Annotated in this window: 25 protein-coding genes and 1 pseudogene; 13 read left to right on the forward strand and 13 right to left on the reverse strand. The window is 58.8% G+C overall.

Annotation, left to right across the window (positions count from 1 at the left end):
* The first annotated feature begins 43 nt into the window (after positions 1–43).
* On the forward strand, positions 44–727 hold the full coding sequence (locus AC3ZVB_RS24090; protein ID WP_194691977.1) for a response regulator transcription factor: 684 nt from the start codon (positions 44–46) through the stop codon (positions 725–727).
* On the forward strand, positions 705–2099 hold the full coding sequence (locus AC3ZVB_RS24095) for a sensor histidine kinase (protein ID WP_162439188.1): 1395 nt from the start codon (positions 705–707) through the stop codon (positions 2097–2099). Before AC3ZVB_RS24090 ends, AC3ZVB_RS24095 begins: the two co-directional genes overlap by 23 nt.
* A gap of 304 nt (positions 2100–2403) precedes the next feature.
* Here the strand turns inward: AC3ZVB_RS24095 and AC3ZVB_RS24100 are convergent, their stop codons facing one another.
* Genes AC3ZVB_RS24100 through AC3ZVB_RS24110 form a run of 3 tightly spaced genes read right to left on the reverse strand, consistent with a single transcriptional unit; the run spans position 2404 to position 4697 of the window.
* Positions 2404–2814, reverse strand: a complete 411-nt coding sequence (locus tag AC3ZVB_RS24100; RefSeq protein WP_194691976.1) for an SRPBCC family protein — start codon at positions 2812–2814, stop codon at positions 2404–2406.
* Positions 2815–2841: 27 nt separating this feature from the next.
* Positions 2842–3639 carry an SDR family NAD(P)-dependent oxidoreductase gene (locus AC3ZVB_RS24105; protein ID WP_194691975.1) on the reverse strand — a complete coding sequence of 266 codons (798 nt, stop codon included), beginning with the start codon at positions 3637–3639 and terminating at the stop codon, positions 2842–2844.
* Positions 3636–4697 carry an aldo/keto reductase gene (locus AC3ZVB_RS24110; protein ID WP_490147896.1) on the reverse strand — a complete coding sequence of 354 codons (1062 nt, stop codon included), beginning with the start codon at positions 4695–4697 and terminating at the stop codon, positions 3636–3638. The genes AC3ZVB_RS24105 and AC3ZVB_RS24110 overlap by 4 nt, the downstream gene beginning before the upstream one ends.
* A gap of 131 nt (positions 4698–4828) precedes the next feature.
* Here AC3ZVB_RS24110 and AC3ZVB_RS24115 point away from each other — a divergent pair, with 131 nt between their 5' ends.
* Complete coding sequence (locus AC3ZVB_RS24115) at positions 4829–5713, forward strand: LysR substrate-binding domain-containing protein (protein ID WP_490147897.1); 885 nt, start codon at positions 4829–4831, stop codon at positions 5711–5713.
* Between the two features lie 277 nt (positions 5714–5990).
* A complete protein-coding gene (locus tag AC3ZVB_RS24120; RefSeq protein WP_490147898.1) occupies positions 5991–7061 on the forward strand; it encodes an RHS repeat-associated core domain-containing protein in 1071 nt (356 codons plus the stop codon).
* Between the two features lie 276 nt (positions 7062–7337).
* On the opposite strand, the gene AC3ZVB_RS24125 is transcribed toward AC3ZVB_RS24120, so the two are convergent.
* Entirely contained in the window at positions 7338–7937 is a 600-nt protein-coding gene (locus tag AC3ZVB_RS24125) for a DinB family protein (protein WP_490147899.1), read from the reverse strand.
* Positions 7938–8403: 466 nt separating this feature from the next.
* Between AC3ZVB_RS24125 and AC3ZVB_RS24130 the strand changes: the two genes are divergently transcribed.
* Positions 8404–8721, forward strand: coding sequence for a DUF2388 domain-containing protein (locus AC3ZVB_RS24130; protein ID WP_162439181.1), 318 nt, complete (start codon positions 8404–8406; stop codon positions 8719–8721).
* A 162-nt stretch (positions 8722–8883) separates the two neighbouring features.
* Here AC3ZVB_RS24130 and AC3ZVB_RS24135 read toward each other — a convergent pair whose 3' ends face one another.
* Complete coding sequence (locus tag AC3ZVB_RS24135) at positions 8884–9681, reverse strand: SDR family NAD(P)-dependent oxidoreductase (RefSeq protein WP_490147900.1); 798 nt, start codon at positions 9679–9681, stop codon at positions 8884–8886.
* Between the two features lie 123 nt (positions 9682–9804).
* Between AC3ZVB_RS24135 and AC3ZVB_RS24140 the strand changes: the two genes are divergently transcribed.
* Together AC3ZVB_RS24140 and AC3ZVB_RS24145 are read left to right on the forward strand one after the other, a co-directional pair.
* Complete coding sequence (locus AC3ZVB_RS24140) at positions 9805–10752, forward strand: GlxA family transcriptional regulator (protein WP_194691969.1); 948 nt, start codon at positions 9805–9807, stop codon at positions 10750–10752.
* Between the two features lie 108 nt (positions 10753–10860).
* Positions 10861–11022, forward strand: a pseudogene (locus tag AC3ZVB_RS24145) (isoprenylcysteine carboxylmethyltransferase family protein); the annotation flags it as partial.
* Between the two features lie 231 nt (positions 11023–11253).
* Here the strand turns inward: AC3ZVB_RS24145 and AC3ZVB_RS24150 are convergent.
* The 5 genes from AC3ZVB_RS24150 to AC3ZVB_RS24170 all read right to left on the reverse strand — a co-directional run bounded on the left by AC3ZVB_RS24150 (position 11254) and on the right by AC3ZVB_RS24170 (position 14283).
* Positions 11254–11922: an HAD-IA family hydrolase gene (locus AC3ZVB_RS24150; protein WP_490147901.1), complete on the reverse strand. Its 669-nt coding sequence runs from the start codon at positions 11920–11922 to the stop codon at positions 11254–11256.
* Between the two features lie 53 nt (positions 11923–11975).
* On the reverse strand, positions 11976–12386 hold the full coding sequence (locus tag AC3ZVB_RS24155) for a response regulator (RefSeq protein WP_194691967.1): 411 nt from the start codon (positions 12384–12386) through the stop codon (positions 11976–11978).
* A 144-nt stretch (positions 12387–12530) separates the two neighbouring features.
* On the reverse strand, positions 12531–12812 hold the full coding sequence (locus AC3ZVB_RS24160) for a pentapeptide MXKDX repeat protein (protein WP_490147902.1): 282 nt from the start codon (positions 12810–12812) through the stop codon (positions 12531–12533).
* A 68-nt stretch (positions 12813–12880) separates the two neighbouring features.
* Entirely contained in the window at positions 12881–13666 is a 786-nt protein-coding gene (locus AC3ZVB_RS24165) for a molybdopterin-dependent oxidoreductase (RefSeq protein ID WP_490147903.1), read from the reverse strand.
* On the reverse strand, positions 13663–14283 hold the full coding sequence (locus tag AC3ZVB_RS24170) for a cytochrome b/b6 domain-containing protein (RefSeq protein ID WP_162439174.1): 621 nt from the start codon (positions 14281–14283) through the stop codon (positions 13663–13665). Before AC3ZVB_RS24170 ends, AC3ZVB_RS24165 begins: the two co-directional genes overlap by 4 nt.
* Positions 14284–14456: 173 nt before the next feature.
* Between AC3ZVB_RS24170 and AC3ZVB_RS24175 the strand changes: the two genes are divergently transcribed.
* A complete protein-coding gene (locus AC3ZVB_RS24175; RefSeq protein WP_490147904.1) occupies positions 14457–15392 on the forward strand; it encodes a class I SAM-dependent methyltransferase in 936 nt (311 codons plus the stop codon).
* Between the two features lie 12 nt (positions 15393–15404).
* Here AC3ZVB_RS24175 and AC3ZVB_RS24180 read toward each other — a convergent pair whose 3' ends face one another.
* Entirely contained in the window at positions 15405–16187 is a 783-nt protein-coding gene (locus AC3ZVB_RS24180; RefSeq protein ID WP_490147905.1) for an HvfC family RiPP maturation protein, read from the reverse strand.
* On the reverse strand, positions 16180–17019 hold the full coding sequence (locus AC3ZVB_RS24185) for an HvfB family MNIO-type RiPP peptide maturase (RefSeq protein WP_490147906.1): 840 nt from the start codon (positions 17017–17019) through the stop codon (positions 16180–16182). Before AC3ZVB_RS24185 ends, AC3ZVB_RS24180 begins: the two co-directional genes overlap by 8 nt.
* A gap of 1104 nt (positions 17020–18123) precedes the next feature.
* On the opposite strand from AC3ZVB_RS24185, the gene AC3ZVB_RS24190 reads away from it, so the two are divergent.
* Both AC3ZVB_RS24190 and AC3ZVB_RS24195 read left to right on the forward strand, forming a co-directional pair.
* Positions 18124–19170, forward strand: coding sequence for a class I SAM-dependent methyltransferase (locus tag AC3ZVB_RS24190; RefSeq protein WP_490147907.1), 1047 nt, complete (start codon positions 18124–18126; stop codon positions 19168–19170).
* Between the two features lie 129 nt (positions 19171–19299).
* The gene (locus tag AC3ZVB_RS24195; RefSeq protein WP_194691959.1) at positions 19300–20142 is read left to right on the forward strand and encodes an NAD-dependent protein deacetylase; all 843 of its coding nucleotides are present in this window, start codon (positions 19300–19302) and stop codon (positions 20140–20142) included.
* A 27-nt stretch (positions 20143–20169) separates the two neighbouring features.
* Here the strand turns inward: AC3ZVB_RS24195 and AC3ZVB_RS24200 are convergent, their stop codons facing one another.
* The gene (locus AC3ZVB_RS24200; protein ID WP_490147908.1) at positions 20170–21069 is read right to left on the reverse strand and encodes a LysR family transcriptional regulator; all 900 of its coding nucleotides are present in this window, start codon (positions 21067–21069) and stop codon (positions 20170–20172) included.
* A 240-nt stretch (positions 21070–21309) separates the two neighbouring features.
* Here AC3ZVB_RS24200 and AC3ZVB_RS24205 point away from each other — a divergent pair, with 240 nt between their 5' ends.
* The 3 genes from AC3ZVB_RS24205 to AC3ZVB_RS24215 are packed head-to-tail and all read left to right on the forward strand — an operon-like array spanning position 21310 to position 23903.
* Entirely contained in the window at positions 21310–22008 is a 699-nt protein-coding gene (locus tag AC3ZVB_RS24205; RefSeq protein WP_162440333.1) for a CoA transferase subunit A, read from the forward strand.
* A gap of 36 nt (positions 22009–22044) precedes the next feature.
* Positions 22045–22710 (forward strand): CoA transferase subunit B, encoded by a 666-nt coding sequence (locus tag AC3ZVB_RS24210; RefSeq protein WP_194691957.1) that lies wholly within the window; start codon positions 22045–22047, stop codon positions 22708–22710.
* 11 nt (positions 22711–22721) lie between these two features.
* Complete coding sequence (locus AC3ZVB_RS24215; protein ID WP_490147909.1) at positions 22722–23903, forward strand: acetyl-CoA C-acetyltransferase; 1182 nt, start codon at positions 22722–22724, stop codon at positions 23901–23903.
* Positions 23904–24083: the final 180 nt, after the last annotated feature.

The following is a 24083-nucleotide window of genomic DNA, read 5'->3' on the forward strand; positions in this document are numbered from 1 at the left end:
GGCAAAATGCCGGCAACGTTTTGAACCACCATCAGGCCTTCCTATGACCCGAATCTTGACCATCGAAGACGACGCCGTGACCGCCCGGGAAATTGTTGCGGAACTCAGCAGCCATGGCCTCGACGTGGACTGGGTCGACAATGGCCGCGAAGGACTGGAGCGTGCAGTCAGTGGCAACTACGACTTGATCACCCTCGACCGCATGCTGCCCGAGCTGGACGGCCTGGCCATTGTCACCACGCTCAGGACCATGGGTGTCGCCACGCCAATCCTGATGATCAGCGCCCTCTCCGATGTCGATGAGCGAGTACGAGGCCTGCGCGCAGGGGGTGACGATTACCTGACCAAACCCTTTGCCACCGATGAAATGGCCGCTCGGGTTGAAGTCCTGCTGCGCCGCCAGAACACCGTCGCCACCCAGGCCACCACGCTGCGGGTCGCTGACCTCGAACTGAACCTGATCAGCCACGAAGCCAGCCGCGACGGTCAACTGCTGACGCTGTTGCCCACCGAGTACAAACTGCTGGAGTTTCTGATGCGCAACACCGGGCAGATCCTGTCGCGCATGATGATTTTCGAAGAGGTCTGGGGCTATCACTTTGATCCCGGCACCAACCTCATCGACGTGCACATCGGCCGGTTGCGCAAAAAGATCGACCCCCCCGGCAATGCCCCACTGATACGGACCGTGCGAGGCTCGGGTTATGTCATTGCCGAACCCGTCTAAAGGCTGGCGCTCTTCCAGCAGTCGTTTGCTCGCGCTCTACAGTTCACTGTTCGTGATCTGGAGCGGCATTCTCATGGGGGTCATGTACTACGAGGTTTCCGCCTACCTGGACAACCTGGCCAAACACTCTCTTTTGCAACGCCAGCATCTGTTCTCGCACTTTCAGGGCCAGCAACTGGTCGACGCCCTCGCCGTCAGCATGACCTTCGACATCCGCGGCATCGACGCCTATGGCCTGTTCGACGAGCAGCACCGCTACCTGAGCGGCGCGCTGAACCACGTTCCCGAAGGATTGCCACTGGACGGCAAGATTCACATGCTCAGCGATTGCGCCGATTCCGACGACCCGAGCCTGCCGGCCGACAGTTGTGATGCGGTCGCCACCCAGACGCTCGACGGTCGCTGGCTGATTCTGGTGCGCGACAACGGCTCTCTGTTTGCCGTCACGCGAATCATCCTCCACGCCTTGTTCTGGGGCGTCACCCTGACCATCCTCCCGGGCATCGCTGGTTGGCACCTGTTGCGGCGCCGCCCCTTGAAACGGATTCGCGGGATTCAGGCCAGCGCCGAAGCCATCGTGGCCGGTGACTTGACGCGCCGATTGCCGCTGTCCAACCGTCGCGATGAACTGGACATGCTCGCAGCCATCGTCAATGCCATGCTCGAACGCATCGAGCGGTTGATGAACGAGGTCAAGGGCGTCTGCGACAACATCGCCCATGATCTGCGCACGCCACTGACCCGCTTGCGGGCGCAGTTGTACCGCATCCAGCAGCAGGCGGACGAAGGCTCACCCCTGGCCGTGCAACTGGACTCCGTGCTCGGCGAAGCAGACACCTTGATGGCGCGTTTTCGCGGCCTGTTGCGGATTTCCGAACTGGAAGATCGCCAGCGCCGTTCCGGTTTTGTGCAGCTGGATCCCGTGCCGATGTTGCAGGAGCTGCATGACTTTTACTTGCCGCTGGCCGAAGAAGGCGAACTGAAATTCCAGCTGCAAATACCACTCTCATTGCCGCCGCTAAACGGTGATCGGGCGTTGTTGTTTGAAGCCGTGGCCAACCTGTTGAGCAATTCGATCAAGTTCACCCCACCAGGTGGCGAAGTGATTTTGCGTGGGGTCAATGAGGGTGGGCATACGCGGATCGAAGTACTCGACTCCGGACCCGGCATACCGTTGGCCGAACGGGAAGCGGTGTTCCAGCGCTTCTATCGCGCCGAGGGTGGCAACCAGCAAAGCGGGTTTGGACTTGGACTGTCCATCGTCGCCGCGATTGTCAGCCTGCACGGGTTTACGCTGGAGGTAGGGAGCAGTGAAAGGGGTGGCGCGCGGTTGGTGCTCGATTGCCGGCAGAGCCTGATCCCACAGACCTGACCCCTCCTGCATGTCAATGAAGATCAACATGTGGGAGCGCGCTTGCTCCCCCAGGGTAAAGCTGTTCACTTAAGCCTGACACTGCAACTGTGGCGAGGGAGCTTGCTCCCGCTGGGCTGCGTAGCAGTCCCTCTTTTGGGGCCGCTTCGCGACCCAGCGGGAGCAAGCTCCCTCGCCACGGATTCAACCCAGATCAAATGTGGGAGCAGGCCTGCCAGCGATTGCGGGGTTCCAGGCGAAATCGTGCTGAATGTGCCACCGCCATCGCGAGCAGGCTCACTCTCACAAGGTTTTGGGTTGGTTATCAACCCGGGTAATTGGCCCGCAACGCTTTGAGCCCGCCCTCATAGATCCCCGTAAACAAGGCCACCACTTCTTCGTCACTGACGCCGACCGGTTCAAACTTCCCTGACCACGTCACCCGCGCACCCTCCCCTCGAGCCTCAACGCTCAAGGTCGCCAGGTAATCCTTCGCCGGAAACGGCGCCTGCAAAATCGAATAGCTGTAAGTCTTCGCCGCGTTATCAAACAGCTCAAGCCGCTCGACCACCACCGCGCCATCCGAGGTTTGCAGGCTGCGCACACGTCCGCCTTCACTCAACTCACTGTTGGGAATGAACGGCAGCCAGTCCGGCAGCGTGTCGAAGCCACCAATCAATTGCCACACCTGGTCGGCCGAAGCCGGGATATCGATAAAAGCTGATGCAGTTGCCATAGTGCGTTCTCTCTAGATGAAAAGGGTTCAGATTGCCATGCTGTCGACGACACCGCCGTCGACCCGCAGGGCCGCGCCAGTGGTGGCCGAGGACAGTGGCGACGCAATGTAGGCCACCAGATTCGCGACTTCCTCGACATCCGCCACGCGCTGGATGATCGACGTCGGACGGGCCTTACGCACAAAGGCGTCGGCTTCTTCCCGGGCGCTGCGTCCGGATTCGGCGATGGCATCCTTGAGCATGTGTTCCAGGCCGTCGGTGAATGTCGGGCCGGGCAGCACCGAATTGACCGTTACGCCAGTGCCTGCCAAGCGCTTGGCCAAACCATGGGACACCGCGAGGTTAGCGCTTTTGGTGACGCCATAGTTGATCATGTCTGCCGGGGTCGCGACGCCGGATTCGGAGGACAGGAAAATCACCCGCCCCCATCCTTGCTTGACCATGTCCGGCACGTAATGCCGAGACAGGCGCACACCGGAGATCACGTTGACTTCGTAGAAGCGCGTCCACTCACTGTCTGACGCGTCGAAGAAATCCACGTCATTGAAGATCCCCAGGTTGTTCACCAGGATGTCCGCCCGCGGTTCGGCGGCGAACAACTGTTCAGCGCCTTCAGCAGTGCCCAGGTCAGCTGTCACACCGCGCAACTGCGCACCTGGCACGCTTTGGCGAATGCTGGCCAACGCTTGCTCGACCTTCGCCGCTTCCCGGCCGATCACCACTACCGTTGCGCCGGATTCGGCCAGCGCCTTGCTGATGCCCAAGCCAATGCCGGCGGTACTGCCGCTGACAATCGCCAGTTTTCCGCTGAGATCAATTTTCATACGTCACCATCCTTCATGTAAGCGCTGCCGAAGGCTCGGGCTGCGATCTTTTGGCCTGGCAGCGGAGCCCGCTCGGACACCAGCTTCGCGTCACGCAGTGCCTGCCAGAACGCCGCAGGAATCACCGCCGACAACGCCGCCACATCTTCAGCAATCCGGTCAGGACGGCTGGAGCCTGGAATCACCGCCGCCACCGCCGGATTCGCCAGGGAAAACTGCAACGCCGCTGCTTTGATATCGACGCCGTGGGCCGCGGCAATGCGCTTGATCTGGTCGACCTTATTGACGATCGCCGGACTGGCTTTCTGGTACTCGAAGTGCGTGCCGCCCGCCAGAATGCCCGAGCTGTACGGACCGCCGACCACGATCTCGACGTTCTGCGCCAACGCGGCATCCATCAAACGCTGTAAGGCACGGTCATGGTCGAGCAGCGTGTAGCGCCCCGCCAAGAGAAAACCGTCCGGCTGAGCTTCGGTCAGGTCAAGGGTCAGTTCGCAAGGCTCTACCTTGTTCACACCCAGGCCCCAGCCCTTGATCACCCCTTCCTCACGCAACCGCGTCAGCACTTTGAACGCGCCGGTGCGGGCCTGATTGAAGTACTCGAGCCACTGATCACCGTAAAAATCCTGGGCAATGTCATGCACCCAGACAATGTCCAGACGGTCGGTTTGCAGACGCTTGAGGCTGTCTTCGATCGAACGTATCGTCGCGTCAGCACTGTAGTCATTAACGATCTTGTTCGGGCGACCGTGCTCGAACACCCCACTCTTTTCGCCCAGGTCCCGGGCCGAAGCATCTTCGACTTCATCAAGAATCACCCGGCCAACCTTGCTGCTGAGCACATAGTCGTCGCGGTTGTATTGCGCCAGCGCGGTGCCGAGGCGAATCTCCGAGAGGCCGGAGCCGTAGAACGGCGCGGTATCAAAGTACCGAACGCCCGCGTCCCAGGCCGCGTGCACGGTGGCCATCGCCTCTTCTTCGGGAATGGCGCGGAACATGTTGCCCAGTGGCGCGGTGCCGAAACCCAGGGTGCCGGGCAATTTGTCTTTCAAGCTCATGATTCAATCCTCGTCAGTTTCAGAGGTCGCCTTGCTAAAGGAGTGCAGGTGACCGTTGAGCAGATCCTAGATTGCTACGATCGGACCGTCCAAGACATAATGTGCAGCACTTGAGTCCCAAGAGGTCTGACATGATCGACATCCGCCAATTGCGCTACTTCGTCGCCGTCGCTGAAGAAGAGCACGTCGGACGCGCTGCCGAACGCCTGCACATTTCCCAATCACCCCTGAGCCGTCAGATCGCCCAGCTCGAAGAACGTCTGGGCCTGACACTGTTCGAGCGCAGCCAGCAACGCATCCGCCTGACCCGCGATGGGCAGACTTTCCTGGCAGAAACCCGCGCACTGCTCACCCACGCCAATCGACTTGAATCCCTCGGCAAGCGTCTGGGTCGAGGCGAAGAAGGCGGCCTGTGCATCGGCTACATCGAGAACGCCATGCACGCCGGCGTGCTGCCCAATGCCCTGCGCGTGCTGCGGGTCGAGCGACCCAGCGTCCACGTCGCGCTGTACAACCTGAGCTCTGTCGAACAACTCGAAGGCCTGCGTCAGCGTAGTCTGGATATCGCCCTGGTCAGCGAACCACCCGTCGCCGACGATCCGGACCTGCTGGGTTTCCAGGTACTCGACGACCCGATGTTGCTGGCGCTGCCCGAACATCACCCACTGGCGCTTCAAAAAAACCTGACCCCGGCCGACCTCGTGGATCAGGAGTGGATCGGCGTGCAACACCGCCAGAACTGCGCCAGCCGCGAAGACTTCGTCAGCGCCTGCATCCGCGCCGGCTTCACTCCCGACATTCGCATGGAAGCCACCGAACCCTTCACGGCACTGGGCCTCGTCGCCTCAGGCCTGGGCATCGCGATGATTCAAAAAGGGTTAAGCCGCAACGCACCGCCGGGCGTGGTGCTGCGGGAAGTGCCGTGGATCGCATTCACCACACCACTCTGGGCAGCCTGGCACCGCATAAACTTGCGGCCGCTGGTGGAAACGTTCAGGAAAGTGCTGACCGAATAGGAGTTACACAATCCCCTGTGACGAGGGAGTTCACTCCCGCTGGGTTGCGAAGCGACCCCAAAACCTGCAACCGCAGTCATTCAGCCAAACCTCGCACCCAGGTTTTTCGACTGCTACGCAGCCCAGCGGGAGCAAGCTCCCTCGCCACAATTAATCATCTGACTATTGAAATGTATACGGACTGACACACGAAAACCTAACAGTTCTGCTAGTTCCAAAGCGTCCTGAATCCGCCAACACTGATCCGCAACATATCAGTCAAGCGGAGCACTGATTTATGAAGCGATCACAGCCAATCCAAATATGCCACTACCGCTACGACGCCCTTGACCGGTTGATCGGCCATACTTTGACCGACGAACCGCAGCTTCAACGCTTCTATAGCAAAAACCGGTTAGCCACCGAGATTCAGGACGCTGTGAAGCACTCCATTGTCCAGCACGGTGATGTGTTGTTGGCCCAGCAGCGATTTGAAAACGATACGTTCAACACATCATTACTGGCCACCGATCAACAGCGTTCAATAACCCGGACGCTTAGCGCCGATCATTCAATACAACCCATCGCTTACTCGCCTTACGGCCACCGCCTCCCTGCAAACGGAATGTGCAGCCTGCTGGGGTTCAATGGCGAACGGCCAGACCCGGTAACCGGGCATTACTTATTGGGCAATGGATATAGGGCATTCAACCCGGTGTTGATGAGGTTTAACGGCCCGGATAATTTAAGTCCATTTGGGAGAGGCGGAATCAATTCATATGCATATTGTTTAGGAGACCCAATAAATTTGATTGACCCTACGGGAAACATCCCTGTTTTTAGCCAACTTTGGAAAAAGTCCAGCAACTTTTTCAAAAACCGGCAAATTAAAAAACTCACACGTAAACACGAACAAATTTTATTGCTTATTGGTAATCAAAAAAACGAAAATTTCAATCAGCTCTATGCCAAAACACGGATTGCGCAGTCAGATCATGCCTTTGCTGGCAATCCGCCCTCACTTCTTGACCTGGCACGAGCAGCAGTACCAATAGGGAGAGAAGTAGATCCGATAATAGCAAAACAGATAGCCCACAAAAACAACTCCCTCGTATATTCACCGAAGTATCGCCAACTAAGCGACGATCTTGCAACGTTCAAATCCATTGCTGAGACGGCCCCAGATGGAAACATCTCAAAATCGGACCAACTCGCCCTCTTAAGAAATGAACACTCTAAAGAAATCTACAAAAATTTAGACCACCTTAGAGAACAACTTTGGAAAAGTTACGAAAGAATGGACAAGATCAGAGGAGTTCCCGATCAATTTTTGTCTTCAAGACTATTGGATCCTAATTATAGGTGGTAAAACTGAACTGCTGAAAAAGCGAAAAACTCGGAGTCCGCGTCTTAATTGAGGTCCGAATCCCTGCCGGAGATCCACTAATGAACCGCAATACGCTGCGCGTGCAGTCATGAACTTGCTTACGAATTTCAGACTTTGATGCTTGAAAGAAACCGGCTCGATATTGAGAAAACGTATTCATCGGAAATCCCGCCATCAGTGTTTTACTGGCCAAGTTATATACCGATGACATGCCGTTCGACATCATGCTCTCAGTGTTGTAAATGGCCTGAGAAATGGTCAACGATAACGATAACGATACGGCAACACATTGGTAGCGCTGGCGAATAACCCGACACCTGCCCGAGCCGACGGCTGAGCGCTAGCCGTTTGAACATTCGGATCATGCTCGCGAAGGAACACCGGCAGGTCGGTAACGGGGGGCATTGCCGGGATTTCGAAGTACATCTGGACGATCCAGCCTCGGTGATAGCTGGCGTGATTAACCACGTGCATCAGCATTGCGCCGGTACTCATGGTGCCGCTTTCACCCGTGACAAACGCAAACTGAACGAGCTTGCGCAGCGACTCATCAGTCTGGCGCGAACTCCAGTCGCAGTACCAGTGATCGATATCTCTTTGCGCCTTGCGCAAGTCAGGCAATTCGGCATGCAGCAAGTCGTGTGACGTCTTGAAGCCGTGGCCTCGGCCTTCGAGATGGGCCTTCCAGATGCAGTCCACGACGTAAATGTGATTGAGGGTGCCGATCATGTTCTTGAAGACCGAGGCCCGCTCTCTACCGACCTCACCCGCCGGCAGCGCGACCAGGCTTTCAAACAGTCGTAAGTCAGCCCAACGTTTGTAATCGGCGAGCAGACAGGCAGTGGCTACATTGATCATCGGAAATCTCCCATTGCATGGGCACACTGCAAAGCATAGCCCCCTTGGCGCGTGGCATTGCAGACACTGATCATCGGTCGCCTCGCTCTCCACGCTTCCCACACTTCCTGTAGCAGCTGCCGAGCCTGCGAGGCTGCGTTCGACTGCGCAGCAGTCGCAAATTCGTAAAGCACAGAGTGTCAGTCGGACTATATGCACAGGACCAACGACTGCTGCGCAGTCGAACGCAGCCTCGCAGGCTCGGCAGCTGCTACAGAGGGCGAGGCATGCGGAAACAGACAGGTGCGTGCAGGTTAATTTTGAGTGTGGCGCGCTCTGCTGCGCTCAGTGCGGCGGCTCCAAATTGATTAAATTGCGGAGAGTGCTTGAAGTGATTATTCGCGCATCAAGGAACTCCTGAGTACTGTCGGGCATCCTAAGCTATGTGGTAATTCCCTTACGCTTCAAGCTGTCGGAGGACACCGTCATGCGCCGTCTTTTTCTGATCTCTTCCCTGGTACTGTGTTTACCCTTTGGTTCGGCTATGGCCAAGGTCGATGCAGGCGATGTTGCCACGTCGGCCGGGGTTTCAGCGTCCCTGTATTCAACCTTCAAAGATCACAAGTTGATGATTCCCGCCAAGGACGACGCGTCCAGCTTCGTTGCCAGCGGTGGTGCGATTCGTGGGGTTTATCTTGAGTCGGTGATGCATCAGATCCGCCAGGATAATCCTGGTCTGAACGCTACCGACGAAGATCTGGCTCGAGCCATTCTGATAAATGACGGCGCGGCAAGCGGGCAATAGAGTTTTTAGCCGCCGACAGATCAGTGGGACAACGACAGATAGGTAGAATGAAAACTGTGGGAGCAAAGCTTGCTCGCGATAGCACTGTATGAGGCTCAGTCAACTTGCCTGACACACCGCTATCGCGAGCAAGCTTTGCTCCCACAGATTTTTCATTGCGCCTTAAATGCAGCGATAACGCGATGCCGGCGTTGAGTTGCCGAACAAGCCTGACAGCTCTTTACGTTGGGCTTCGTAGCGGTCCCAGTGTTCACCATCGTGCAGCCCCGGAATTGTCACCACCTCTCCCGCCGCCAACCCCACCAGCGCAGCATCGACCATGTCCGTGGCGGACATGACGATGTCCTGCGGAAGATTTTCCACGGGATTGCCCGCCTCGCTCCAGAAATCCGTAGCCGTGGCGCCAGGCAACACCGCCTGCACGCGAATGCCTTTGTCGGCCAACTCGTGGTGCATCGATTGGCTCAACCCAAGGACGAACGCCTTGGTGCCGCCGTATACGCCATTGAGAATTTCAGGCGCGATGGCGACGATCGAAGCAATATTGATCACGGTCCCGACGCCCCGAGCGACGAAACCAGGCACCACCGCATAAGCCAAACGCATCAGCGCGGTGACGTTGAGGGTGATCATGTCTTCCATGTCATCCACCGGGCTGCCCAACAAGGGCATGACACCGCCGACACCCGCGTTGTTGACCAGCAAGGTGATACTGGCGTCATTGCGCAGCACTTCTTCGACCCGCAACAGGTCCGCCCTCTCCTTCAAATCAGCAGCGATGACCTCCACGGCGCGGCCGGTTTCGTTGCTCAATTGATTGGCCAGCGCGTTCAATTTCCCGCGGCTGCGAGCAACTAGAATCAGGTTATAGCCTTGACGCGCCAATCGGTCGGCATAGACCGCACCAATGCCGGAAGAAGCGCCCGTAATCAGGGCAGTACCTTTGGAAGAGAGAGCCATTTCAAGTTTCCTTCACAGTGAGGCGATAAGGTCGCCGGTGTGAACCTTTATAAAGGCACTCACGCTTGTCTCAAATGACGTTTAAAGTACGTTTTCAGGACACTTCCGTTTGAGGACAAATCGATGACTTCCATAGCCTTTGTGGTGTTTGAGGGATTTCAGTCCATGGCACTGGCCGCGATGCCGGTGTTCGAGTACGCCAACTTCAGTGCTGGCGAACCCCTTTATGACGTCAGCGTGCTGTCCGAGCACGGCCACACATTGCGTGCCTCCGGGGGGTTGACGGTCGGCACCGAGGCCTTCGATGAGCGCGTGTTCGACACCCTCATTGTGGTCGGCGGCGATTCCATCCTCGAGCAGGCACCGGCCGGGGTGTTGAGTTTCTTGCGTGACAGCGTTAACGCCACACGCCGCACCGCATCGATCTGTTCGGGTGCGTTCGTGCTGGCCCAGGCCGGTTTACTTGAGGGGCGACGGGCGACGACTCATTGGGCGTATGCCCGGGATTTGCAAGCGCGGTACCCGTCGATCCGGGTGGAAGAAGACCGGATTTACGTGGTCGACGGCTCAATCTGGACGTCCGCCGGGATGACCGCCGGCATTGATCTGGCACTGGCGATGGTCGAAAAGGATCACGGCGCCGAGCTGGCCAGGTCCGTGGCGCAGAAACTGGTGATGTACCACCGCCGCGCCGGTGGCCAGTCGCAGCACTCCGCGCTGCTGGAACTGGAACCGAAATCCGACCGCATTCAAACCGTTCTTGCCTACGCGCGCGAACACCTCGCCGAGGCCTTGTCAGTGGAGCAATTGGCGGACGTCGCACGTCTCAGTCCGCGCCAGTTCAGCCGGGCTTTTCGCGCCGAAACCGGCCAGTCGCCCGCAAAAGCCATCGAGAACCTGCGCCTGGAAGCGGCGCGGCAATTGCTGGAGCGCGGGCGCCTGACCCTTGATCAAATCGCCATCGAAAGCGGGTTCAGTGATCCAAGACGTATGCGCGAAGCTTTCTTGCGCGGGTTTGGGCAGCCGCCGCAGGTGATTCGGCGAAATGCCCGAAACGAAAACGCTGCGTAGGCACAGGCGGTGGCCGCAAACTTCCGCACTTGAAAATCAAAAGATCGAAGCCTTCGGCAGTTCCTACGCCAAATGGAGTCAATCATGAAAATCTCGGCCCAACTTGCCTTGGTGATTGCCATCGGGTGGGCATTGGCCTGTCGCTCCGGCGTAGGCCTCGCGTTGGCTGCCGTCACACTGATCCCGCTGATCGCCCGTATTCAGGCGGAAGCAGCGCTGTTGAAGGCGCAGTTCGGCGGCGAGGATGACGCTGACTGCCACCGCGGCTAGCGATTGGTACCGGGGATTTACTGATGAACGCACTACTCAAAAGTGGCGCGAGCATTTGTGGCGAGGGGATTTATCCCCGTTGGGTTGCGAAGCAGCCCCCAGCATTCTTCAGTCACACCGAGCCGTCAGGGCTTGCGACTGCTTCGCAGCCCAACGGGGATAAATCCCCTCACCACAAGATAAATCCCCTCGCCACAAAATGCGTGAGTGCCGCAAAACGCGAGTACACCCTCAAATCGGGTTAAGGCGAATTCGGCCATCAGGATCCGTTTCAACACTGACCGAGTCATAGCTGGCAAGCGTGGCATGCGGCGTCTGAATCGGATGCGGATGGGTCGACGTAATCACCACCAGATCCGCCCCCGACGCCTCAGCCGCCTGAATCCCCACGCTGGCATCTTCGAAAATCAGGCAGTCCGTCACATCGAAGCCCAGACGTTTAGCCGCCAACAGGTAACCGGCAGGATCGGGTTTGCCAGCACTGACATCCTGCGCAGTCACCAACACCTCAGGTTCCGCAATCCCCGCGGCGGCCATCCGGCGCAAAGCCAGCTCCCGGGGTGCCGACGTCACAATCGCCCATTGCCTGGCGGGCAGGGATTTCAAAAACTGCGCCGCCCCTGACACCTCGACAATCCCTTCCACATCTTCAACTTCCGCCTGCGTCACCCAGGCGGCTTCCGCCTCGGCATCCACGCCCGGCAACCCCTGACGGTTAACCGTATCGATTGCCCGAGCGCCGTGGATCGTCGGCAAAAACGACGGCACATCAATACCGTGGCGCAAGGCCCAGGTGGTCCAGATCCGCTCGGCGGCGGCGATGGAATTAAGGACGGTGCCATCCATGTCGAACAAAAATGCGCGGTAGGGGGTGTTGAAGACAGTGTCGTGAGCAGGCAAAGAGAGACTTCCTTTCGCAGGTGCCAAGCGGGATTTTCAGCAAATGTACAGGATCAACGTTGAGGACGGTGTGACTTCAACGCGCCTTCCACACAATCGAGCAACTGCCCGAGCGCCCAGGGTTTCTTGATGAAAGACACCTCGTGCCGCACCCCGGAAGTCTCCGGCGTTTCGAAGCCCGACATGATCATGATGGGCTTGTCCGGGTATCGGTCGCCGAACTGGTTGGCCAGATCGGCACCATTGAGTTTGCCGGGCATGGTGATGTCCGTCAGTAGCAGACTGACCCTATTGGAGTGTTCCTCCAGATAGATTGACGCAGCGTCTGCACTGATCTGCGGTTCAACCGAGAAACCTTCTTCCTGCAGAATTTCGCAGAGAAACTCCAGGATTAACGGATCATCCTCGACCACCAGAATCAATCCGCCAGCAAGGGAATCACCCGCCGTCGTTACTGGACTCATAACTCTGCCACTCCCTGATTGCCTTAATGAATTCGCGGGCTCAAATCCGCTGCCTACAAGTATGAGCAGCGGACTCGGCGGAAATTCATTTTTGATACAACCAGACGACAAAATCAGGCGTGCTGTAGCTGGCGGGTACTTAAATCACTGGGCCATGTCGTCCTTTTTCATGGCGTCTTTGGACATTGCATCCTTCTTCATGGCGTCCTTGGACATGCCGTCCTTCTTCATCGTGTCCTTGCTCATGGAGTCCTTGGACATGCCGTCATTTTTCATCGAATCTTTTTTCATCGCGTCCTTGGACATCGAATCTTTGGACATCGAATCCTTGCTCATGCTGTCGTTACTCATCGTATCGGCAGCAAAAACGCTGGCAGCCCCTACGGCGAGGCACATGGACAGTACAACGGTGGTTAGCTTTTTCATGATGAAACTCCTGGAGCACAGTTACGATTAACGCAGCGGTCGCCGCGCGGTGAAATGCCCAGGCGACTTCAGCTTCCACCGAACCAGTTGTAGCCCTGGTCTTCCCAGTAGCCACCGCTGTAGGTATTGCTGACGAAAATCGCCTGAATGTGTTTGGGGTTCTTGTAGCCCAGCTTGGTGGGCATGCGCAGCTTCATGGGGAAGCCGTACTCGCGAGGCAGTACCGCGCCGTCATAGGTCAGCGCCAGCAAGGTTTGCGAATGCAGTGCGGTGGCCATGTCGATGCTGGTGTAGTAATCGTCGGCGCATTTGAAGCCGACGTACTTCGCGTCGGTGTCGGCGCCGATGCGTTTGAGGAAATCGCTGAACCGCACACCGCCCCAGCGCCCGATTGCGCTCCAGCCTTCGACACAGATATGCCGGGTGATTTGCTCGGTTTGCGCCATGGCGCGCAGTTCCTCAAGCCGCCAGCTGCGTTTGTCGGCGACACGCCCTGTCACCTCCAGCCGATAACTGTCTTCCTCGACCGTCGGTGCCTCGTCGATGCCGTAGAAAGCATTGAACGGAAACGGTCGGGTAATCATTGATTCCGGATACGTCGGCGCCAATACGTTGGGGTTGAATAACCAGCCTTGAACCCGGTCGTTGAAACGGGACATGGAGGACAGCGCGGTCTCAACGCTTTCGTTGTCCGTCAGGTTGCAGCCGGACAACATCGCCACACCGCCGAGGGTCAGGCCGCGCAGCAAAAACGAACGACGGGAGCGGTCTTCAATCTGCGGGGCAATGATTTTCCGGGCGTCGGTGAGGATGGACGATTCGTCCAGTCCCGATCCTTGCAGATGCTTTTTCATACGGGCTCCTTGCGACCGACAATCATGGCCAACAGGGTTTTGGGAACCAGCGCGACCATCACCAGATGCACCGCAACAAAAGCCATCAGCAGCGACATCGCGATGAAGTGCACATGGCGCGCGGCGTCGTAGCCACCCATGAGTTCACGCAACAGCGGGAACTGCACGGATTTCCACATCACCAGCCCGGAGATCACCAGCAGCGTGATGTCGACCATCACGAACAGATACGCCAGCCGTTGCACCTGGTTGTAATGACTGAGGTCCGCGTGCCCCAAACGCCCTCTCAACGCAGCCCACAGGTCATGAACAAGACCTTTGGGCGACAGCGGAAAAAAGCGCCGGAACAGACGACCGCTCGCAATATTGATGATCAGGTAAACGAGGCCGTTGATGGCCAGGAACCACATCGCCGCGAAATGCCATTGCAAGGCACCGCCCAGCCATCCACCCAGCGTGATCGAGACGGGGAAACTGAAATCGTAGAGGGGCGAGGCGTTGTAGATGCGCCAACCGCTGGTGACCATCACCAGCACCGCCAGGGCATTGAGCCAGTGGGTCAGTCGCAACCAACGGGGATGGCTGCTGACCTTGGGTGAAGCAGGTGGCTTAGTCATGGCGGCTCTCCCAACGGTTGTTGTTATTCGTTGGAGCCGAGTATGTGAGCCGGCAGATCCCCAAATCCTCACGTAAAGTTAAATTAAACGTGATAACTCTCGACGCCCGGCACAGCGCCTTGCGGTGCAATTGTGGTTAAAATGCCGCCCCCTCAAATGGCCGACCTGACCCGATGAATCCAAACGCGCTCACCCTCCTCCACGACCATCTGTTGACTGGCCTGGCCTCGGCACCCGCAGAAACACGCCGACTGTTCCATGGCCGTGGTCGATGCTGGCCGGGGCTGGAGCAACTGACCGTCGACTGGTTACAGGGCGTGGTGCTGGTGTCGCTGTTCAAGGAACCTGAACCTGCGCAACTGGAAGACTTGAAGCAAAGGCTGTTGGCGCTCACTCACAGTCCGGAGTGGACTGCGTCGGGCGCGCACACCTTGCTCCTGCAACATCGCTACCTGCTGCAAAGCACTACCGAATGGTTGCTTGGGGAGGCCATTGAGGAAATGACCATCACCGAAGGCGGCCTGCGCTATCGCGTGGACCTGGGCCGCAAGCAAAACAACGGGCTGTTCCTCGACATGCGCTACGGTCGCGATTGGGTGCAAACCCATGCACAGGCTAAACGGGTGTTGAACCTCTTCGCCTACACCTGCGGCTTCTCGGTCGCGGCCATCGAAGGTGGCGCCGAACACGTCGTCAATCTGGACATGTCCAGCGCGGCCCTGAGCCGTGGTCGCGATAATCACCGGCTCAACGGGCATGACCTGAGCAAGGTGACATTCCTCGGTCACGACCTGTTCAAATCCTGGGGCAAGGTCATCGGCAAGGGCCCGTACGACCTGGTGATCATCGACCCGCCGTCCTTCCAGAAAGGCAGTTTTCTGCTGACCAAGGACTATCAGCGCGTACTGCGTCGATTGCCGGAACTGCTCAGCCCACAGGGTACGGTGCTGGCTTGCATGAACGATCCGGCATTCGGTCCGGACTTCCTCATCGACGGCGTGATGCGTGAAGCGCCGAGCCTGCACTTTGAACAACGGCTGGAAAACCCGCCGGAGTTTCCGGATGCGGACATCGAGTGCGGGTTGAAGGCGTTGGTGTTCAAGCTGTAGGAGCGGATTGCCTCAGTCGCGAGCAGGCGTAGTCACCCGATCGACCACGCCAATCACACCTTCACTGTGCATCTGCTGCAGCAAGGCCAACCCGCCCGCCCTGAACTGCGCCGATCGAACCGCGCCGGCTTCCAGTGCCAATCCGTCCAGCTGTGCACGCCCGGCAAGCTGCGGGAATTCATCGATACGCTGCAACAGTCGCCACGCCAACGGACTGAGCTCGGAAAAATTCACACGCCAATCAGCTGATCGACGCACCAGCAACAACGTTGGCTGCACGGGCGGCGCTTCGGGCTGGTAATCGGGCCCCACTTGCTGCACCGGCCAGGCATACGCCAACGGCCAGGCCAATGGCGAAACCCGTAACGGCCGATCCAGTAACTCGCCGGCATTGCTGGCAGGCAAGGGCTCGGCATCGGACTGCTGCAGTGCCATCTCCACCCATTCGTAATGCGCCAGTTCGACCATGAACGCTGGCCAGTTACCCTCCCTCAAGGCTTGCGGTTCGTCAGCCACGAACCCGACAAACTCCTGGGCAATCTCGCCGAATTTGGGCGTACGCGCGCGATGGTCGCGCAGAAACAGACGGACCAGTGTGCGCCAGCGTTCATTGCCGAGAATCCTGATCAGCACCGGAAACGTTCCGCTCAGCAATGACGACAGATTCGCGAAAATCAGATCCCGGTAAACCTCAGCCCGCGCGACATCCATCCCCGTCGGCGGCGTGCAGTGATCGGGATCGCGCAGGTAACGACCCAAGGTGTTCTGCTGCTCGAATAGGCCTGATTTATCCACGGTTCAACTCCCTGCTTTGCAAGCGCCGAATGGTCTGCAGTTCGGCGACCAATTCATCGAACGCCGGGAAGTTGAAGTCCCGTTCGAGCAAGGTCGGTTGCGCACCGAAACGGGCGTATGCCTCAGCCAGCAACGCCCACACCACCGGTTTGACCGAGGCGCCATGGGTGTCGATTTTCAGCGTATCCGACTCATCAAAATGCCCGGCCACATGCATCGCCACCACCCGCCCCGAATCGATGCCGGCCAGAAAGGCCAGTGCATCGAAACCGTGATTGATCGAGTTGACGTACACATTGTTGACGTCCAGCAAGAGGTCACAATCGGCTTCGCGCAGCACCGCGTTGGTGAAGGTCACCTCATCCATGTCCTGCCGGGGCGCGGCGTAATACGAGACGTTTTCCACCGCCAGGCGCCGCCCCAGAATGTCCTGCGCCTGACGAATCCGCGCGGCGACGTGGTGCACTGCTTCTTCGGTAAACGGCAGCGGCAACAGGTCATAAAAATGACCGTCATCGCCGCAGTAACTCAGGTGTTCGCTGTACAGCGGCACGTTGTAGTGATCAAGAAAACCTCGTACCTCCTGCAGAAACCCGACGTCCAGCGGCGCCGGACCGCCCAACGACAGGGACAAGCCGTGGCAGGACAACGGATACCGCTCCGCCAGGTCCCGCAACGCCGCACCATGGGCGCCGCCGATACCGATCCAGTTCTCCGGAGCAACCTCCAGAAAATCGAAATCACCCACACGGGCCGCTTGAAGGTCCTTCATCAATCCACGACGCAAGCCAAGCCCTACGGTCGCTGCTGCTGAGGCAATGGGGGTCTGCATGATGTCGATCTCGAGGTAGTCAGAACGGATGTTCAGTCAATCATCGGGATGTATCGGGTCTGTGTTCGGCTGGGGGCCGGTGTTGCGCGGAACTGTATCGGGAAGGGGGTTGGATACATTCCAGTACATGAGAGACGGTCAGGTTTGCCTTTAGATCGGGTAGGTGTGCGAGGTTTGGGTGGGTTGATAGCGGGCGGATGAAAACTCTGGACTGGAGCGTATGCGCGATCAGGTATGGATCAAACTGGTTGGTTGTCTGTACTGCCGTCATCGCGAGCAGGCTCACTCCTACAGTTGATCGGGTGCATACCCATGAATCAGGTCGGTCAATCGGCCGCTATCGCGAGCAGGCTCGCTCCTACAGTTTGATCGGGTGCATACCCACGAATCAGGTCGGTCAGTCGGCCGCTATCGCGAGCAAGCTATGCTCCTACAGAAGATCAAAAACAAACCACCACCCATCGCCGTTGACCTTCACCACTCAAGGCCGAGCGTTAGCTCGCCTGCAAGCTTTTGATCTTGATCCGGCTTTTGATTCACCCGCCCCGTCGGGAGGCCGAGTGGAGGTGTTCATCTGGGGGTCAGGCGCGAAGCGCCGTGCGGCGAAGCCGCACACATCGAGAGGAGGTCGTCGCGAAGCAGACCGTAGGCGATGCCCCCAGATGGACACCGGAGCGAGGGAACACCGAGCTTTAGCGAGGTGCCGTACGCTGGGGCGAGCCTTTTTGGTTCCTTTTGACTGGGCCGGCATTCCGGGCGTTTGTCAAAAGGGACTCGCTGTAAGAGCGAAACCGTCAGTGGCCATTACCGCAGAAACGGATATGTACACCCGCAAAAGACAGGTCGGCTGTCAGGCCGCCATCGCTGGCAGGCCAGCTCCCACAGGGATCGGGGTACATCCGAAAAAGACAGGCCGCCTCGTCATCACCCCCCACACCAACCCAGCACTTTCGTCGCCCCACCCAACACCCCAAGGCCAGCGAACTAAACTTAACCCACGCAGGACACATCGTGCGTCCTGTTCATTCCCACGACCACCGCCCAGACGTGCCACCCCCGAAAACACCACCTCTGGACCGTGATCCTGCCAAAGGAGCACACGTGATGGACGAGGCCAGACTCAACGAATTCATGGGCAAACTGATCAACGACATGGGCGGCGCAGCCATGCTCGCCAATGTCATTCTCGGCGAGGAACTCGGCCTGTACCGGGCCATGGCCGACAGCCAACCCATCACCCCGGAAATACTCGCCGACAAAACGGGCTGCAACACCCGCCTGCTGCGCGAATGGCTCAGTGCCCACGCCGCCTCCGGCTACATGGAACATCGCGACGGCCAGTTCCGTCTCCCTGAAGAGCAGGCACTGGCGCTGGCAATTGAAGACTCGCCGGTCTACGTGGCCGGTGGCGTCGGCGTAGTCGCCTCGTTTTTCCATGACAAGGACAAACTGATCAACGCCATGCGCGGCAATGGTGCACTGGCCTGGGGCGACCACCATCCGTGCATGTTCAGCGGCACAGAACGGTTCTTCCGGCCCGGTTACAAAGCGCACCTGATCGCCGAGTGGCTACCGGCCCTGGACGGTGTGGTGGCAAAACTTGAAGCCGGCGCCAAAGTCGCCGACATCGGCTGCGGGCATGGGGCGTCGACGGTGATCATGGCCCAGGCGTTTCCGAACTCACGGTTCGTCGGGTTCGATTACCACGCACCCTCCGTCACCGTGGCGACCCAGCGCGCCGAAGAAGGTGGCGTGGCCGCACAGGCGCGGTTCTTCCAGGGAACAGCGAAAAGCTACCCGGGCAACGACTACGACCTCGTCTGCTACTTCGACTGCCTGCACGACATGGGCGACCCGGTGGGCGCGGCGCGGCATGCCTTTGAGTCGCTCAAGCCGGACGGTTCGGTCCTGCTGGTGGAACCCTTCGCCAACGATGCGCTCGACGACAACGTCACCCCAGTCGGACGCCTGTTCTACGCCGCGTCGACCTTCATCTGCACCCCCAACTCATTGTCACAGGAAGTCGGCCTCGGGCTCGGTGCGCAGGCGGGCGAGGCGCGGTTGCGCAAAGTGTTTACCGAGGCCGGTTTCTCGACTTTCTGTCGGGCGACCGAAACGCCGTTCAACCTGATTCTGGAGGCACGCAAGTAAACACGGCCCTTGTAGGAGCTGCCGCAGGCTGCGATCTTTTGATCTTGATTGTAAAAAAAACAGATCAAAAGATCGCAGCCTGCGCCAGCTCCTACAATGAACCCTTCATGACCTTGCGGAGTGTTGAACATGCTCGATGGCCGTATCCGTGAACAACTCGACCGACTCGAGCAGTTGATGACCGAACAAACTTTTGTCGTGCTGACGGGCGCTGGCATCAGCACGCCATCGGGCATCCCCGATTACCGTGACAATCAGGGCGTCAGGCGTGGTCGTCAGCCCATGATGTATCAGGAGTTTCTCTCCGCCCCCGAATCTCGTCGTCGCTACTGGGCACGGGCCATGCTGGGCTGGCCGCGAGTGCGACTGGCACAACCCAACGTCGCTCACGAAGCCTTGGCGAGTTTGCAAAGTACCCGGCGGATCAGCGCGTTGATCACCCAGAATGTCGACACCCTGCACGACCAGGCCGGCAGTCACGATGTCATCGAACTCCACGGCAGCTTGCATCGAGTGCTATGCCTCGATTGCGGGCAACGCAGCGAGCGCGACTCGATTCAGCAATTGATGGTGGCGCAGAACCCTTACCTGGCCGGCGTCGATGCCGTGCAAGCACCCGATGGCGATACCCTGCTCGACCCGGCTTTTGAAGCGCGCTTTCAGGTGCCCCATTGCCCGCTTTGCGCGGGTGAGCGAATGAAGCCGGACGTGGTGTTTTTTGGCGAAAACGTTGCGCAGGTAACGGCGGCCAAAGCCATGGCGGCGGTTGAAAAGGCTGCGGGTTTATTGGTGGTGGGATCTTCGTTGATGGCGTATTCGGCCTTTCGGTTATGCCGGGCGGTGGCGGATCAAGGCAAGCCATTGATTGCGATTAATTTGGGGAAGACCCGGGCGGATGACCTCCTCGATTTGAAGATTGAGGCCTCGTGCGAGCAGCTACTCCCCCTCCTGACACAACACCTGTCCCGATGAGCATTCCCACGCAGAGCGTGGGAACGATCATGGGTCGAGGTGCGCGCTCAGGTTTTCTTCTTTGAGGATGTCGAACAACGCCTGCGCCGCCGCCGAGAGCTCAACCCCGGGCTTGGTCAACACCCCGACTGCCCGCTCCACCACGGGGTCGTGCAAAGTCAGGCACTGCGCACCCAGCTCACGCATCTGCCCGGCACACAACGCTGGCACCGCGCTCACCCCCAATCCGCTGGCGACCATCCGCCCCACCGTCGCCAGCTGGTGGCTTTCAAACTCCACCGGCAACTTCATTCCGCGGGCTTGCAGGTGTTCTTCCAGCATCACCCGCACCGCCGACGGCCGCTGCAAGGTGATAAACGGCTCCTTGAGCAGCGTCTGCCAATCGATATCACCCAGCTCCGCCAACGGTGAATCTTGTGAAACCACTGCGACGAACCGGTCCATATACAGCGGTGTGAAGGCCAGCGACGTACTCATGGTGGGCTCAAACGCCACCCCCAGTTCCACCTGTCGATCACGCACCATTTCAAGCACCTGCTCATTGATCACATCGTTCACCGTCACGTTGACCTTCGGGTAACGAGCGCGAAACGCCTTGAGGATCGGTGGCAGTAGGTTGCCGGCAAACGAGGGTATCGCCGCCAGCGTCACCCGGCCGCGCTGCAAGGTGAAGCGCTGGCGCAGCTCATCCTCGGCGTTGTCCCAGTCGGCGATCAGGCGGCGCGCAAGGGGCACCAGGGATTCACCTTCCGCCGTCAGGGCAACGTTGCGGGTATTACGGGTGAACAGGCGTCCGCCCAAGCCCTCCTCCAGCGCTTTGATGGTCAGGCTCAACGCCGACTGCGACAGGTGCAATCGCTCGCAGGCCATGGCGAAACTCAGGCTCTGGGCCACGGCCAGAAAGGCGCGGATCTGTTTGACGGTCATGGGCAAAGGGTTCCGGTGATTAACGCGGGAGTTTTTCTGTAGGAGCACAGCTTGCTCGCGATGGCGGTTTCGAGGCCCCCATCGCGAGCAAGCTGTGCACCCACCGAAGGATAAAGAACAGGATTAGTGAGTTTTATCTATTAATTCACATTAAAAAACAACTTAACAAATCAATCCAGCGACGAGACACTTGACCCACTACGGCTAGCCAGCCGCCCATAAAGAATAAAAGAGGTGCATATGGCAGGTTTCGACAAGCGCGTGAGTTCCTACGAGGAAGCTCTGGCAGGTCTTGAAGACGGCATGACCGTGATCGCCGGTGGCTTCGGCCTGTGCGGAATTCCGGAAAACCTGATCAACGAGATCAAGCGCAAGGGCACTCGCGATCTCACCGTGGTTTCCAACAACTGCGGCGTCGACGGTTTCGGTCTCGGCGTGCTGCTGACCGATCGTCAGATCAGCAAAGTAGTCGCCTCCTACGTTGGCGAAAACAAACTGTTTGAAGAACAGCTGTTGAAAGGCGAAATCGAAGTCGTCCTCACCCCCCAAGGCACCCTTGCCGAAAAAATGCGCGCGGGCGGCGCCGGCATCCCGGCGTTCTTCACCGCCACCGGCGTCGGCACCCCGGTCGCCGACGGCAAGGAAGTACGCGAATTCAAAGGTCGCAAGTACCTGATGGAAGAGTCCATCACCGGTGACTTCGCCATCGTCAAAGGCTGGAAAGCCGACCACTTCGGTAACGTGATCTACCGCCACACCGCTCAGAACTTCAACCCGCTGGCCGCCACTGCCGGCAAGATCACCGTGGTCGAAGTCGAAGAAATCGTCGAACCCGGCGAGCTGGACCCGGCGCAGATCCACACCCCTGGCATCTACGTCGACCGGGTCATTTGCGGCACGTTCGAAAAGCGCATCGAACAGCGCACCGTGCGTAAGTGATCCCCTGCCCCCGGACCGAATGAAGGAATAACAACAATGGCACTTTCCCGCGAACAAATGGCTCAACGCGTCGCCCGCGAAATGCAGGACGGCTTCTACGTGAACCTGGGCATCGGCATTCCGACCCTGGTCGCCAACTACATTCCCGAAGGCATGGAAGTCATGCTGCAGTCGGAAAACGGCCTGCTGGGCATGGGTCCGTTCCCGACTGAAGAAACCATCGATGCCGACATGATCAACGCCGGCAAGCAAACCGTGACCGCCCGCACCGGCGCATCGATTTTTTCCTCGGCCGAATCCTTCGCGATGATCCGCGGTGGCCATGTCGACCTGACCGTGCTGGGCGCTTTTGAAGTCGACGTGCAAGGCAACATCGCCTCGTGGATGATCCCCGGCAAACTGGTCAAGGGCATGGGCGGTGCCATGGACCTGGTCGCCGGTGCAGACAACATCATCGTCATCATGACCCACGCGTCCAAGGACGGTGAGTCCAAGCTGCTGGACCACTGCAGCCTGCCCCTGACCGGCGCCGGCTGCATCAAGCGCGTACTGACCGACCTGGCCTACCTGGAAATCGAAAACGGCGCCTTCATTCTTAAAGAACGTGCGCCGGGCGTCAGTGTCGAAGAAATTATCGCCAAGACTGCAGGCAAGCTGATCGTGCCTGATCACGTTCCAGAAATGCAGTTCGCTGCTCAGTGAGGATTCATCCCATGCAAGAAGTCGTCATCGTTGCCGCCACCCGTACCGCCATCGGCAGCTTCCAGGGTTCCCTGGCCAGTGTCTCCGCCGTTGACCTGGGCGCTGCGGTGATCCGTCAGTTGCTGGCACAAACCGGGCTCGACGCTGCTGAAGTCGATGAAGTGATCATGGGTCAAGTGTTGACCGCTGGCGCCGGGCAAAACCCTGCGCGTCAATCGGCGATCAAGGCCGGCCTGCCCTTCACCGTACCCGCCATGACCCTGAACAAGGTCTGCGGCTCTGGCCTCAAGGCTCTGCACCTGGCGACCCAGGCCATTCGCTGCGGCGACGCCAATGTTATCATCGCCGGCGGCCAGGAAAACATGAGCCTGTCCAACTACGTCATGCCCGGTGCCCGCACCGGTCTGCGCATGGGGCACGCGCAAATCGTCGACACCATGATCAGCGACGGCCTGTGGGATGCGTTCAACGATTACCACATGGGCATCACCGCCGAGAACGTGGCCGACAAATACGAACTGACCCGCGAGCAGCAGGACGCCTTCGCCGCGGCCTCACAGCAAAAAGCTGCGGCCGCTATCGAAGGCGGACGTTTCGTCGATGAAATCACGCCCATCCTGATTCCTCAGCGCAAGGGCGATCCGCTGTCCTTTGCCATTGATGAACAACCTCGCGGCGACACCACCGCTCAAGGGCTGGGCAAACTCAAGCCGGCCTTCAAGAAAGACGGTTCGGTGACCGCTGGCAACGCGTCGTCGCTCAATGACGGTGCCGCCGCCGTGATCCTGATGAGCGCCGAAAAAGCCAAGGCCCTGGGTTTGCCCGTGCTGGCAAAGATCGCCGCTTACGCCAATGCGGGTGTTGACCCGGCCATCATGGGCATCGGCCCGGTATCGGCCACTCGCCGTTGCCTGGACAAGGCCGGCTGGTCCATCGACCAACTGGACCTGATCGAAGCCAACGAAGCATTCGCGGCGCAATCCCTGGCCGTTGCGAAAGAGCTGAAATGGGATTTGAACAAGGTCAACGTGAACGGCGGCGCTATCGCACTGGGTCACCCGATTGGTGCATCAGGTTGCCGTGTTTTGGTGACCTTGCTGCATGAAATGATCAAACGCGACGCCAAGAAAGGCCTCGCCACCCTGTGCATTGGTGGTGGTCAGGGCGTTGCGCTGGCGATCGAACGGGCTTAAAGCGTTCAACAGGCTGCACGGGGGCCCACGAAGAACCGCTGCAGCCTGGTAACACCCCCGGTGGCACTGCATTGGCCTGCGAGCTTTTGTGGCGAGGGAGCTTGCTCCCGCTGGAGTGCGTAGCGCTCCCAAAAATCCTCGACAACTGCCTGGACTTTTGGGGTCGCTTCGCAACCCAGC

Source organism: Pseudomonas sp. MDV22-iso1 (assembly GCF_058145095.1).